General features: G+C 58.2%; 13 protein-coding genes. 9 read left to right on the top strand and 4 right to left on the bottom strand.

The features are described 5' to 3' along the window. The first annotated feature begins 287 nt into the window (after positions 1–287). From TU81_RS08365 to TU81_RS29395, 7 genes are all read left to right on the top strand, one after another. Positions 288–608, top strand: a complete 321-nt coding sequence (locus TU81_RS08365) for a YbjQ family protein (protein ID WP_007902143.1) — start codon at positions 288–290, stop codon at positions 606–608. 218 nt (positions 609–826) lie between these two features. Then, positions 827–1,021 carry a hypothetical protein gene (locus TU81_RS08370; protein ID WP_008072999.1) on the top strand — a complete coding sequence of 65 codons (195 nt, stop codon included), beginning with the start codon at positions 827–829 and terminating at the stop codon, positions 1,019–1,021. A gap of 338 nt (positions 1,022–1,359) precedes the next feature. Then, the gene (locus TU81_RS08375) at positions 1,360–1,725 is read left to right on the top strand and encodes a glycine zipper domain-containing protein (protein ID WP_038979874.1); all 366 of its coding nucleotides are present in this window, start codon (positions 1,360–1,362) and stop codon (positions 1,723–1,725) included. Between the two features lie 186 nt (positions 1,726–1,911). Next, positions 1,912–2,337 (top strand): glycine zipper domain-containing protein, encoded by a 426-nt coding sequence (locus TU81_RS08380; RefSeq protein ID WP_030127952.1) that lies wholly within the window; start codon positions 1,912–1,914, stop codon positions 2,335–2,337. A 128-nt stretch (positions 2,338–2,465) separates the two neighbouring features. Further along, the gene (locus tag TU81_RS30485; protein WP_167344811.1) at positions 2,466–2,636 is read left to right on the top strand and encodes a hypothetical protein; all 171 of its coding nucleotides are present in this window, start codon (positions 2,466–2,468) and stop codon (positions 2,634–2,636) included. Between the two features lie 107 nt (positions 2,637–2,743). After that, positions 2,744–2,968: a hypothetical protein gene (locus TU81_RS08385; RefSeq protein WP_038979875.1), complete on the top strand. Its 225-nt coding sequence runs from the start codon at positions 2,744–2,746 to the stop codon at positions 2,966–2,968. A gap of 102 nt (positions 2,969–3,070) precedes the next feature. Continuing rightward, positions 3,071–3,436, top strand: coding sequence for a hypothetical protein (locus TU81_RS29395; protein ID WP_080772049.1), 366 nt, complete (start codon positions 3,071–3,073; stop codon positions 3,434–3,436). A 133-nt stretch (positions 3,437–3,569) separates the two neighbouring features. On the opposite strand, the gene TU81_RS08390 is transcribed toward TU81_RS29395, so the two are convergent. Both TU81_RS08390 and TU81_RS31100 read right to left on the bottom strand, forming a co-directional pair. After that, positions 3,570–3,995 carry a hypothetical protein gene (locus TU81_RS08390; protein ID WP_038979876.1) on the bottom strand — a complete coding sequence of 142 codons (426 nt, stop codon included), beginning with the start codon at positions 3,993–3,995 and terminating at the stop codon, positions 3,570–3,572. A 2-nt stretch (positions 3,996–3,997) separates the two neighbouring features. Next, a complete protein-coding gene (locus TU81_RS31100) occupies positions 3,998–8,866 on the bottom strand; it encodes an RHS repeat-associated core domain-containing protein (RefSeq protein WP_048394428.1) in 4,869 nt (1,622 codons plus the stop codon). Between the two features lie 263 nt (positions 8,867–9,129). Here TU81_RS31100 and TU81_RS08400 point away from each other — a divergent pair, with 263 nt between their 5' ends. Then, positions 9,130–9,825: an HAD-IA family hydrolase gene (locus TU81_RS08400; RefSeq protein ID WP_007902125.1), complete on the top strand. Its 696-nt coding sequence runs from the start codon at positions 9,130–9,132 to the stop codon at positions 9,823–9,825. A gap of 185 nt (positions 9,826–10,010) precedes the next feature. Here TU81_RS08400 and TU81_RS08405 read toward each other — a convergent pair whose 3' ends face one another. After that, entirely contained in the window at positions 10,011–10,757 is a 747-nt protein-coding gene (locus TU81_RS08405; RefSeq protein WP_038979881.1) for a 3-oxoacyl-ACP reductase family protein, read from the bottom strand. 124 nt (positions 10,758–10,881) lie between these two features. Between TU81_RS08405 and TU81_RS08410 the strand changes: the two genes are divergently transcribed. Next, positions 10,882–11,805, top strand: a complete 924-nt coding sequence (locus tag TU81_RS08410; RefSeq protein WP_038979883.1) for a LysR family transcriptional regulator — start codon at positions 10,882–10,884, stop codon at positions 11,803–11,805. A 133-nt stretch (positions 11,806–11,938) separates the two neighbouring features. Here TU81_RS08410 and TU81_RS08415 read toward each other — a convergent pair whose 3' ends face one another. Further along, a complete protein-coding gene (locus TU81_RS08415) occupies positions 11,939–12,667 on the bottom strand; it encodes an aspartate/glutamate racemase family protein (protein WP_048394431.1) in 729 nt (242 codons plus the stop codon). Position 12,668: the final 1 nt, after the last annotated feature.

Raw genomic sequence — 12,668 nt, forward strand, 5'->3', positions numbered from 1 at the left:
TCGGCGTACAAGGATTTACTCTCGCGTGTTAGGCGACGCTCAGACTATATGAGCCCCACCTCAGCCAGAGCAATGCGCGAACGGCGCGCGGCTTCCGAACGATATGTAGGACTTGTCTCCTTTTCGGGTACGACCTTTTCAAGTCGCCCTCAAAGCCCCATTTCAGGTGAGTTTCGCCCCCTGTTAGACTGCTAAACCCCTCGACGGTAATCGATCTCTATACTCAATTCTCGCGCCGTTTTTCCCGTCGTTTCACCCTATCGACGACACCTGAACAAGGACATTTCATGATCACCACTACAACCCACACCATCGAAGGTCGGCAAATCACCGCTTACCTGGACATCGTCAGCGCCGAGTCGGTGCAGGGCGTTAACGTGATCCGCGATCTGTTCGCTGGCATGCGGGATTTTTTCGGTGGGCGCTCTCAAACGTTGGAGCGGGCATTGAAGGATGCGCGGATTCAGGCGACCGACGAGATCAAGGAGCGGGCGCGGGCGCTTCAGGCGGATGCAGTAGTAGGGCTCGATTATGAGATCAGCATGCCGGCCGGCAAGGGTGGAATGGTGGTGGTGTTTGTGACCGGGACGGCGGTCAAACTGCGGTAAGTCAGTGTGAAAAAATCATGAGGGCGCCGCCCCGGGGCGTGCTCGTTTTGTTTATTCGTCATTTGGTTTTGTAGGAAGCAAGCGCTGGCCATTCGTCGGCACGTAACAATCTGAATCACAGGTCTGGGAATGACCGACTAGTCTCAGAATCCTGGGTGGTCGATATTTTCCAGGCAAATAGGGCTTGCCGGTATCGACCCGTTGTGAGGAGCGAAGATATGACTGAGCCGTATATCGAAGACGACGGGGCGGAGTTTCCAATCAATAATTGCGTGCAGTGTGGTCAGACGGACTACGTGCCGAGCTTCGGTGAAGACCGTATCAAAATCAACAAAATCAAATCTACAGTGCCTCGAACTCGAGGGCCGAAATCGAAATTCATGCCCAAGCTGGGTGCGCCTTCCAGGAAGTAAACAGTGACTCGTACGAGCCCCGCCATTGAGCGGGGTTTCTTGTTTTGGATGGGTAGAAAGTATGGCTCGGTGGCCATGTAGAGAAATGTCCTACAGCTGCGTAGGTTTTTCACAAACTTTTCACACCAGCCTACGTAGTCTCAGCTCATCCGTTAGAAAGCAGTACCCTGGCCCGTCTCCCCAGCGGGCTTTTTTTTGCCTGTCATAAAACCTTTTCCATAAATGCTGTCCAACCGTCGCCAATGACGAGGTTGTTCCGTGTTTGTGTCTGGACTTTGCCTCCTCTAAAGCATTCAATCTCCGGCCTTTCGGTTTCCCCCTTTTTTGAGGTTCTCGTTATGCGTTTGACACTGCCTGCTCTGGTTCTGGGCCTTTTGGTTGCTCAAGGTGCGATGGCTGCCGGTGATGGCACTGCCGCGCTCGGTGGTGGTCTGGGTGGCGCACTGGGTAATGTGGTCGGTCAGAAAATGGGCGGTAGCACAGGTGCAGCGATTGGTGCTGGCGTAGCGGGCGCAGCCGGCAGTGCTGTTGCAGCACGCAAAGGCAGCCGCACCAAAGCGGCCATTGGCGGCGGTGTGGGTGCGGCGGGCGGTTCGGTGATCGGCAATAGCCTGGGCGGCAAGACAGGTTCCACCATCGGCGCCGGCCTGGGTGGTGCATTGGGCGGCGGCGTGGGCAGCAATCTGTCCAAAAAGCGCCACTGATCCTGAATGATCCGCTGAAAAAGCCCGGCTCGATGCCGGGCTTTTTCGTTTTGGAACGATTCTCCCGTATATGGCTCAAATCTCTTACAGTCGGTATCTGATTTGCTGTTCAACAGACGCAGATGCCAGGCTGAGGCCTATCCGCGGCACGTTCTTCCCCCGATGCGGAAATTAGAGGTTCATATCATGCGTTTGACATTGTCCACGGTGGTTTTAGGACTTTTGGTCGCTCAGGGTGCAATGGCTGCCGGTGACGGCACTGCTGCAGTGGGCGGTGGTCTTGGCGGCGCGTTGGGTAACGTGGTCGGCGGTCAACTAGGCGGCAGCACGGGAGCAGCGGTTGGCGCTGGCGTCGGCGGTGCGGCAGGCAGCGCGGTCGGTGCGCGCAAGGGCAGTCGAACAGAAGCGGCCGTTGGCGGCGGTATCGGCGCGGCGGGCGGCTCAGTGATCGGCAATAGCCTGGGCGGCTCCACCGGTTCGACCATTGGCGCCGGTGTGGGCGGTGCAGCCGGTGGCGCGGTGGGCAGCAACTTGGGTAATGACAGCGGCAGCTCGCATTCCGGTGGCGGCAAACACAAACACAAGCATAAAAATAAGTACAAGCATCGCTAACTCGGCATCGAGTGACAGTAGAAACCCGGCCCAGTGCCGGGTTTTTCGTTTCTGTCAGTAGGACTCTGGAACGTTTGCCCGTAGGACGCCTCGAACTTCATACACCCCTGAACGTTTTGAGGCATGTCATGACTCCGGAAACCGAAGGCATGGAAGATGAAGGTCCGATCAACGATCCGGGCAACGAAGATCCGGGGTCTCTGATGGACGACGCCACGGTGCCGCTCAACGATGCCGATGACGCAGGCGATGTGGGCAATATCGAGTACGACGAATACGACGAGGAAGACGACGAGTGACAGGGGGTGTGGTCGGGCCGACCGATCGTCCCTCTGATCGAACCGCGTCTATCGTGTTGTCCTCGAAATGTCAGGATCTGCTTTTCAGGTCCATTGAGAGGTGCGTTATGAACGCTGATCCAAAAGACTCTGATATCGACGACGATACCCCCGAGTATCCGCTACCTTCACCCACCGACTCCCTGAGTCGTGATCAGCGCCCGCCCGACGATGACGACACCGGCGTGGAGCAGGTGCCCACCGATACCGATGATGTGGAGCGCGGGGATGTGGAAGCCAATCCCGATGACCCGGACATTGCCGGTGACGATCTATCGGGAGAACCGAGCTGAAGCCTGCGCAGCGATCCATCGCCGCTCGTCGATTGTGCGGCATCTTTAAAAAGCGACCGCTGCCAGACATCAGGTAAAGCACTCTTTAAAAGGAGGTGCGCCATGATCAGGTCAAAACTGACAACCCTGACGGTGGTCGGCTTATTGTCGATCAGTTCATTGTCGGCGTTAGCTCAATCTTCCGGCCGCGATGCGCCGGTCGACAAGGGTGGGATGCCACCTTACTCGGAAATGAATGCGGGTACCTCGGACGGGAAGGCGCCGCCACCGGACACCATTGGTGGTGGGAATGGCGGCGATGCCAATGGAAGTAGCACCAGCCCGGGGAAGGGAAGTGGCTCGATGAGCGATGGAAGTTCGATGGGGAGTGGTTCTGGAAGTGGGTCTGGAGAGTCAGGTGATTTTGAAATTGATGAGAGCGGTGGTGGAGTAGGAAGTGGAGGTAAAACCGGTGGTTCTGGCGGCTAAGTCAGTGTTTCATGTAGAACTGAGCCCAGCGTCGAGCTGGGCTTTAGATGTTTTTCACAGGCGTCACTTATGCTTGACGCATTTGCTCGATGAACGTGTTGCGTGAGTTCATGATTCTATGTTGTTGGTTGTTTTATTGAGTATTATCTTCAGGCTTTTTTTGCGTTGTAATAATTAATGACTCGATCCAGTTTTTATAGAAGGTTTTTTGCTCTTCAATGTTGCTAGTAATATTTTCGTCTTCGTAGTCGAAAATTCGTACTATGTCCTCCTCTTCGCTAGGTTTTCCAAGTTTAAGTTCGTATGCGACTAAGCCACTAGACATTTGGGACGACATTCGTGAAGGATGAACATTTAATTTGGCTCCTTTGCACAGAAATTTTATCTCAGGATAGTCGGCTCTTAACATGCCAAAGCATACGAAAAGGTCATAGGCTGTATAAACTTTTTTTAAACCATTTTGCATCGTGAATGTGAGTGTCGGTTTTTTTCTGTCGCATTCGATTGTGGCCCTTTCTATGACCCCATGATTGTTTATTAAAATTTCTATTGTTTTCATGGTTACTTCCTGAAAGGGTTGGGTATTGAGTAGCCCTTATAGCTACCATCATCGTAGACGGGGGTGACGCCCACGATGTCGTGATTTTTTATTCCTCCTGGGAACGCTATTTCAACCTCACGCCGATGTGGTGACATCATGCCCAGTTCTTTATTTACATCGATGCCGCGAATGTTTTTCAGCACATATATATAGCCGTCGGCAAGACCGTACCCTGTGGCAAACTTTTTTGCCTCTTTTTCGTTTGTCGTAGTGCTGACAAAGTAACTGGGAGGGCTTCTGTTATCTGATGCATGCAAAAACAGATCTGTACTGTCTCCCAAGGGTTCAAATCCTGCCTCAAAAATTTCCCATGGTTCTCGGTCGTCACCACGGTACAAATAATAGTTCTCTTGTTTTGGATTTGGGGGGCCGGGCTCCCCCTCATCAACCCCCACCTTACCCGCCGGATCCTCCTCCCCAAACGACGGCTTCTTACACCCATCGCCCCCCGGACAATCACTCAACCCCAACGGATCAACCCAACCCGTCGGATTGCGCGTGTACTGATAGCCGTTTAACCCACCCGCCAGCTTGCTCGGATCCGGCGTCAGGTACCGCCCGACATCCGGATTGTAGTAGCGATGCCGGTTGTAGTGCAGGCCGGTTTCCGCGTCGAAATACTGCCCTTGAAAGCGCAGCGGTTGATCGAGGACCTGGTGAGTGTCGCGGTTGAGGCGGGTGAGGCGGCCATAGGCGGTGTATCGGGCGGCCCAGATGATGTCACCGCTGTAGTCGGTGAGTTCTTGCGGTGTGCCGAGGTGGTCGAGTTGGTAGTAGAACGGGCACGCTTGGCGCGGGCCTTTGCCGTCGAGCATGGCCAGTGGACGGAAGGTGCCGGGTTCGTAGATGTAGCTGCGATGGTGATCCTGGCTGTGTTCAGCGACGAGATGGTCGCCTTGCCAGAAGAACTCGGTGGTCTTGCCATCGACGGATTTGCTGATACGGCGGCCGAAGGCGTCGTAACGGTAAGTGGCTTGGCTACCATTGGGCAGGGTGGCGCCGATCAACCGGTGCTGGCAGTCATAGCGGTATTCGGTGACCAGTTTCTGTGCGGTGCCGCGACGCTCGCGGATCAGGTTGCCGAAGGCGTCGTAGTCGTAGTGGCGGTCACCCTGCATCAGCAGGCGATTACCCAGCACCTTCGCAACGCCGGGGCGGTCCTGCATCAACAGGTTGCCCGCCGGGTCGTGGGCGAAGCTTTCCGGCGATTGATCACGGGAATGGCGGACGCGGATCAGGCGGTCGAGCGAATCATATTGGTAGCTGCGCTGGCCGTGGCGGGTGTCGGCGATATGGTCGAGATTGCCGTTGGCGCTGTAGGCATAGTCGCGACGGTAAAGCGGATGTTGATGTTGGCTGACGGCATGGGCCTTCAGCCGGCTCTGGTCGTCGTAGGCGTATTCGCTGAGCAACAGACCCTGTTGGCGGTTTTGTTCGCGACCGAAGGCAAACTGGTGGGTGGTGAGGCGTGTGCCGTTGAGATCAATGGCCGTCAGCGCGCCGCCCTTGGCGTGGTGGTAGTCGAGTTTGCTGTTGTCCGGCAGGCGTAGGTGGTTGAGTCGGCCGCACGCGTCGTAGCGGTAACGCAAGGTGCCCCAACTTTGGTGCTCGGTGATCAGCCTGTCTTGGGCGTCGTATTCGAATTCCAGCGGATGGTCGTGGCCGTCGTCGACACTGACCAGTCGGCCGAGGCGGTCGTAGCGGTACTTGACCTTGACGTCATCGGGCAGGGTCTTGACCAACAGACGTCCAGCCGGGTCCCGCTGATAGCCGGTGATCAGCTGCGAGTCGTCATCACCAAACTCGGTTTTCTCCTGCAGGTGGCCATTGAGGTCGTAGGCGTAAGCGGTGCGGCGGCCGTCGAAGCCGGTTTCCTGTCGGATCAGGCCGTTGGGCGAGTAGTCCAGACGATATTTTTCGCCGGATTCGTTTTCGATTTCCGTGAGCCGTAGCTGCGCGTTGTCGTAGCGGTACTGGAGCTGGGTGCCGTCTGGGTTGATGCGGCGGCTGACCAGGTGCAGGTCGTCGGCGTATTCGTAGCGGGTGATGCGGCCGAGTTCATCGCGTTCGGCGGTGATCTTGCCGTAGGCGTTGTAGCTGAAGGCGCGAGTGGCACCGGTATGCAAAGTCGTCTGGATCAGTCGGCCGACGGCATCCCATTGGTACTGGGTGAGCGCACCGTGTTCGTCCTGACGGGTCGTCTGCCGGCCTAGCGCATCGTAGGAAAAGCGTCTCTGACCACCGTCCGGCAAGGTCTCTTCGAGCAGTTGTCCCAGCCCGTTCCGAATGAAGACATGCCGGCTGTTGTCCGGGAAGCGGATCGACAGCAAACGCCCCTGAGCGTCGTGGTGATAGTGAGTGACATGCCCATCCGGATCGGTGGCTTCGGTGACATCCCCCTGAGCATTGCGCTGATATTTCCACACCGCTTTGCCGCGATAGCGCGCATGCAGGAAACCATTGCGATATTCGTAGGATGTTGGCTCGTCTTCCGGCGGAACCAGCGCCACCAGCCTTCCGACGTCGTCATAGCGGTATTCGGTGATGGCCCCGAGCGGATCCTGCTCGGCAATTAGTCGACCTTGATCGTCATAGGCCTTGAGCTGTTCGCCGCCACCCAGCTCGACCCGGCGCACCAGCCGCGCCCGATCATCGTGGACGTAAACCTCTTCGCTGCCATCGATGTTCTGGACGGTGACACTGCCTTGGTCATCCCAGACATAGCGCGCCTCCATCTGTGCAAACGATGCCCAATGCCGGACGCAGCGCGCCGCCTTGCCGGACCTTTCCCACTCCCAGAAGAAACTCGCGCCACCGGCCAGTTGCCGCTGCAAAATCACATGCTGGTCGTCGTAGTCGTAACGCTCGCTTTCCCCAGCGGCGTTGGTCGCTTCGATCAAGCGTTGGCGGGCGTCGTAGCGATAGAAAACCAGCGTCTGCTCTGTACGCCAGGATTCACCCACGGCATCGGTGGGATGAAACGACTGATATTCAATGGCGACGAGGTGTCTGCGCTCGTAGCACAACAGCAGCGAACGACCGGCGCCGTTATCGAGACGTTGAATGCGATCCTGACGGTCGCGAGTGATGAGGAGGCGGTTATCGTAGGCATCACTGATCGCCGTTAGCCGACCGTTATTAAAGTGGTAGAACCGGCTCGTTTCTCCGGCTAGCGCGAGAATCAACTCCTCCGACTCATCTCCGAGGTAAATCGCTGCCCGCGACAGGCTGTTGTGGATCACCGGGCGCTCGACACTCGGCAGCGGAAACGTGGTGCGGCGGTTTTCATGGTCGACCCAGACGACCTGTTCATCGTCCAGCTCCAACCGCTGTGCCAACGAATGGCTCCAGCCCCAGCCCAGCCCGCAATCGATCTCGGCGGCGCTGGTGCGATAGAGCCGGGTGAAGTCGAACGGCAGAATCCCATCCAGCGAACCGTCGGTCAGGGTCAGCAGTTCTTCGCCGGTGACCATCGACACCGGACAGTTGTGGGTGCAGGTCAGTGCCGCGCAATCGGCACTGTCGCCGTTGGGGTTTTTCGCCTGACTCGATGCGTCGTCGTGAGGTTCGTGACGCCCCAGCCGGGTCATGGCGTTGGACTTGTCGCGAGCAATCGCAACCGGATTGTTCACCTGTACAACGGGAGAGTCGCCGGCACGGATCTGTAACGGAATCGTCGGTGTCGGTTTCAGTGGTGCTTTCCGCGCGCTGACCACGAGTGGTTTGAGCGCGCCAGCGTGGGCTGTCAGGTCAGATTTGGCCGTCAGTTCGGCCAGCCGCAAACTGGCTGCCGCCAACCACTGCCGAGCCTGCTGGGACTTGATCTTGTCCAATACTTTGGCGCTCATGCCGAGCTTCAGGCCCGTAGGTCCGGTGAGGCGCACCAGAAGGAAACTGATCAATAGTTCTGTGCGAATTTGCGCCACTACTTCGGCGATGTACTGCGGCGGCAGCATCCTCAGCCAACTGGTGAAGGCCGCGAGATGGATGAACATCAACGGCTCATCGCTCAACATCAGCAACACATTGGCGATGGCTTCAGCCGAAGTATTCAGCAGCGTCTCTAGCTCGCCTTGGGTCAGGTATTCGAGGAGTTTTTCGCTGTTGGTTTGCAGGTCTGCCAGCAGGGCGTAGACCTGCTTCACGTCATCCCACAAACCGTGCAGCGAACGCTCGAAGCCGCGCCAGTCGGCCTGTTGCAGCATGCCGTAGCGCTGAGTGAACGCTGCTTCGGAAAAGCCTGCCCATAAAGGCTCGAATTCGCTCGTCCATTCATTGCGCAGCCAGCCTTCCAGCTCGCCGATCACGCCTTGATAGGAGGCGTAGAGCGCTTTGACGTGATCGGCGCAAACATTGGGAAAGAAGGTGATGCGATAACGTTGGCCGCGCCAGCATTCGGGGATTTCGAGGATGCCGCTGGGGCCAATGGTTTTGTGGACGGGCTCACCGAACGTCAGTTCACCATTACGCTGCGAGATAACCGGTTCGAGCGTCACCGGCGTATTGCCGATCGGCACGAAACGCGCGGCCTCAAACAGGTGCACCAGGGTCAACGGACCGCTGGCGGGGCACATGGCGAGCGTCGAACTGACAGGGGCGGTGGAGTCCTTCGGCGCGCTGAGCCGGACTTCGTTACCGACCTTGAATACCTGCTCGACATTCAGCGCCCCACCGGTCCAGAAATTTTCCGCCCAGGCTTCGTAGTTGTTGAGGCAAAGTCGAAAATCACCGAGCAGCGCTTCGACGTCCGGCTGCTCGGGGTTCATGGCGGCGACCACCAGCAAGCCGATGGCATTGTTCAAGGCCAGGACCTTGTCAGGTTCGAACATTCGCAGTCCCTCGCGCTGATTAATCTGGAGGGCAAGACTTTGCGGGGGATCAACAAGGAAAGAAGTCGGGAAAGGAGGTGTTTGGTGTAGGGGAAATCGCTAAATCATCGCGGGCGTCTCGACACAGTTTTTTGTATCCGCCGGGCATTGCCCGTTGCTCTCTGCCAACCGCGCTCGCTATGCTGCTGAACCCTTTAATCCATCACGGACCCGGTCGTGCCTTAGCCGCTCCTGGGATGTCATGAGAAAACGGATCAGATGCGATGAATGCACCCTTGGATGAGTTCGGCCCGATCAAGGCCGTGATTTTCGACATGGACGGCTTGTTGCTGGACACCGAGGGCATTTACACCGAGGTCACGTCCATCATTGCCGGGCGTTATGGCCGAACCTTCGACTGGAGCGTCAAACAGAACATCATCGGTCGTGGCGCGGGTGATCTGGCGCGCTATGTGGTCGAGGCGCTGGACCTGCCGATTACAGCCGAAGAGTTCCTGGTGATCCGTGAACCGCTTATGCGCGAGCGTTTTCCGACGGCGCTGGCGATGCCTGGCGCAGAGGAGCTGGTTCGGCACTTGAAGGCCAATAACATTCCCATTGCAGTGGGCACCAGTTCTTCACGTCAGTCGTTCGGCCAGAAAACCACCTTGCACCGCGACTGGTTTGCGCTGTTCGACTTCATCGTCACCGCTGATGACCCGGAAGTGGGCGCGGCCAAACCAGCGCCGGATATCTTCCTGACGGCGGCGCGACGCCTGGGTGTCGCGCCTGAGGATTGCCTGGTGTTCGAGGATTCACCGTTCGGCGTCACCGCAGCGAAAGCGGCGGGGATGACGGCGATTGCGATTCCGGATGCGGCGATGGCCGACGAAAAGTACGCACACGCCGATGGCATTCTTCGTACGTTGAAGGCGTTCAAGCCCAGCGCATGTGGCCTGCCGGCACTCGAGTGGGCTTAATGCCGGTAAATGTGGGAGCAGGCTTATGTGGCGAGGGGGCTTGCCCCCGTTGGGGCGCGAAGCACCCCTGAAACCAGTCACCGCGATCTTGAGTTAGACAGCGGTGACTGGTTTTACGACTGCTTCGCAGTCGAACGGGGGCAAGCCCCCTCGCCACACAAGCCCGCTCCCACAAGTGACCTGTATCAGGCGCCGAAACCACCGTCGATGGTCAGGCTGGCACCGGTGATGTAGCCGGCTTCGGGGCCGACAAGGTAGGCGACGAAGCTGGCGATTTCTTCCACTCTGCCGTAACGACCCACGGCCATCAGCGGGATCAGGCTTTCAGCGAAGTCACCGCTGGCGGGGTTCATGTCGGTGTCGACCGGGCCTGGTTGTACGTTGTTGATGGTGATACCCCGTGGGCCGAGGTCGCGAGCCAAACCTTTGGTCAGGCCGACCAGCGCCGATTTGCTCATGGCGTACGGGCCACCACCGGCGAAGGGCATGCGTTCGGCATTGGTGCTGCCGATGTTGATGATGCGACCGCCTTCGGTCATATGTTTGGCCGCTTCCTGGGTGGCGATGAACACGCTGCGTACGTTGATGGCCAGGGTCTGGTCGAAGTCTTCGAGTTTGAAGTCTTCCAGCGGTGCGACGGCCAAAACGCCTGCGTTGTTGACCAGGATGTCCAGGCGCCCAAAGGCTTCGACGGTGGCATTAACGGCATTGCGAATCGCTACGGCATCGGCGCTGTCGGCCTTGATGGCCAGGGCTTTGCCGCCGGCGCTGGTGATGCTGTTTTGCAACTCTTCTGCTTTGGCGGTGGAGCTGACGTAAGTGAAGGCGACGGTAGCGCCTTCGGCAGCCAGGCGTTTGACGATGGCAGCACCGATGCCGCGTGAACCGCCTTGAATCAGAGCTACTTTACCGCTGAGGTATTGAGTGGTCATGTCGATCTCCAGAAATTCAAGGCGGGCTGCCTTGTTGTTGGAGTCGAGTATCGGCCTCGCACTATCCTGCGGGTAGACCGTCATTGCTATAGTCTGTGTAAACCAAAAGTTTATAGTGGCGCTTATGGAAACCTTCAGCAGTATCGAATGCTTCGTGCGTAGCGCCGAGGTTGGCAGCTTCGCCGAAGCTGCGCGGCGCTTGAGTCTGACGCCGGCGGCGGTGGGCAAGAGCGTCGCCAAGCTGGAGGCGCGACTGGGTGTGCGGCTGTTCCAGCGCAGCACGCGCAGCTTGACGCTCACCGAGGCCGGCCAGCTATTTCTCGGCGAAGTCAGTGCCAGTCTGCACACGATCCAGAATGCCGTGGCCAACCTGGCCAGCGCCGAAGGACGTCCGGCAGGCACGCTCAAAGTTAGTATGGGGACGGTGTTCGGACGTTTGTACATAGTGCCGTTGCTGGGCGAGTTTCTGCAGCGCTTTCCGGCGATCAACCCGGACTGGCATTTCGATAACCGCCAGGTGGACCTTATCGGCCAGGGCTTCGATGCGGCGATTGGTGGCGGATTCGAACTGCCTCAGGGCGTGGTGGCGCGCAAGCTGACGCCTGCCCATCGGGTGTTGGTGGCTTCAGCCGAGTACTTGGCGAAGCACGAGGCGATCGTCGAGCCCGACGACCTCAAACACCACGATGGCATCTTGATACGCTCGCCGCAGACGGGACGCGTGCGTTCCTGGCAGTTGACCAGTCGCGCCCGGCAACACAGCCCGCTGACGCTCACGGCGCGAATGACCATGAGCGATTCGGAAGCCGCCTGCGCCACGGCGGCTCAGGGGTTGGGCATTGCGTTGGTGAGCATGCCGTTCGCCGTGGGCTATCTGGATACCGGGACATTGCAGCGGGTGTTGCCAGACTGGTACGTCGACGACGGCAACATCTCTATCTATTACGCCGAACACAAATTGCTGCCGGGCAAGACCCGAGCGTTTGTCGATTTCATTATTGAGCAGTTTGCGGAGCAGGGGTTGGGGCAGCGATTTAGTGCGCTTTGAACCTGGCTTGAGACCGAGGTGTGGCCATCGCGGGCAAGCCACGCTCCCACAGGGTTTTGAGTCGTATCGTAATGATGTAAACGACACAAAACCTGTGGGAGCGTGGCTTGCCCGCGAAGAACGATAACGCGGTCTACCTGCCAAACCGCCCCGGCCAACCAATAATGGTCTTCGGCCGAGGCGTCGCATACGTCCGCACTTTCGAGGTCGACAACCCCAACCGCACCAGCGATTCAGCAATGGTCACCGCCGCGGTCACGCCATCCACCACTGGCACGCCGGTGCGCTGACGAATCTGCTCGTCTAGCCCGGCCATGCCGCCGCAGCCCAGGCAGATCACCTCGGCTTTATCCTCAAGCACCGCCAGTTCTGCCTGCCGAACAATCGCCTCCAGCGCACGTTCTGGATCGGACTCCAGCTCCAGCACTGCCAACCCGCTGGCGCGCACCGACGCACAACGGTCCCAGAGACCGGACAGTTTGAGGCGATCCTCGATCAGCGGCACGGTGCGGTCCAGGGTGGTGACCACCGAATAGGCATGCCCGAGGAACATTGCAGTGCTGGCGCCGGCATCGGTGATGTCCACCACCGGCACGTTAAGCAACTCCTGCAAACCTTCGCGGCCGTGCTCGCCATAACCGGCCTGGATGACCGCATCGAAGGGCTGATCGTAGGACATGACCCGATCCATCACCGCAATAGCAGCCAGATAACTTTCGAAATTGCCTTCGATGGAGTCGGCACCAAAATGCGGGGTCAGGCCGATGATTTCCGTGCCGGGCGAGGCCACGGATTGGGCTTGGCGGGCGATGGCCTGGGTAATGGATTCGGTGGTGTTGACGTTGACCACGAGAATTCGCATG

The organism is Pseudomonas lini (assembly GCF_001042905.1).
GTDB lineage: Bacteria > Pseudomonadota > Gammaproteobacteria > Pseudomonadales > Pseudomonadaceae > Aquipseudomonas > Aquipseudomonas lini.

Excerpts from the sequence above, each read along its gene's own strand:
- TU81_RS08365 (WP_007902143.1), top strand. The coding sequence starts at position 288 with ATGATCACCACTACAACCCACACCATCGAAGGTCGGCAAATCACCGCT.
- TU81_RS08370 (WP_008072999.1), top strand. The coding sequence starts at position 827 with ATGACTGAGCCGTATATCGAAGACGACGGGGCGGAGTTTCCAATCAAT.
- TU81_RS08375 (WP_038979874.1), top strand. The coding sequence starts at position 1,360 with ATGCGTTTGACACTGCCTGCTCTGGTTCTGGGCCTTTTGGTTGCTCAA.
- TU81_RS08380 (WP_030127952.1), top strand. The coding sequence starts at position 1,912 with ATGCGTTTGACATTGTCCACGGTGGTTTTAGGACTTTTGGTCGCTCAG.
- TU81_RS30485 (WP_167344811.1), top strand. The coding sequence starts at position 2,466 with ATGACTCCGGAAACCGAAGGCATGGAAGATGAAGGTCCGATCAACGAT.
- TU81_RS08385 (WP_038979875.1), top strand. The coding sequence starts at position 2,744 with ATGAACGCTGATCCAAAAGACTCTGATATCGACGACGATACCCCCGAG.
- TU81_RS29395 (WP_080772049.1), top strand. The coding sequence starts at position 3,071 with ATGATCAGGTCAAAACTGACAACCCTGACGGTGGTCGGCTTATTGTCG.
- TU81_RS08390 (WP_038979876.1), bottom strand. The coding sequence starts at position 3,995 with ATGAAAACAATAGAAATTTTAATAAACAATCATGGGGTCATAGAAAGG.
- TU81_RS31100 (WP_048394428.1), bottom strand. The coding sequence starts at position 8,866 with ATGTTCGAACCTGACAAGGTCCTGGCCTTGAACAATGCCATCGGCTTG.
- TU81_RS08400 (WP_007902125.1), top strand. The coding sequence starts at position 9,130 with ATGAATGCACCCTTGGATGAGTTCGGCCCGATCAAGGCCGTGATTTTC.
- TU81_RS08405 (WP_038979881.1), bottom strand. The coding sequence starts at position 10,757 with ATGACCACTCAATACCTCAGCGGTAAAGTAGCTCTGATTCAAGGCGGT.
- TU81_RS08410 (WP_038979883.1), top strand. The coding sequence starts at position 10,882 with ATGGAAACCTTCAGCAGTATCGAATGCTTCGTGCGTAGCGCCGAGGTT.
- TU81_RS08415 (WP_048394431.1), bottom strand. The coding sequence starts at position 12,667 with ATGCGAATTCTCGTGGTCAACGTCAACACCACCGAATCCATTACCCAG.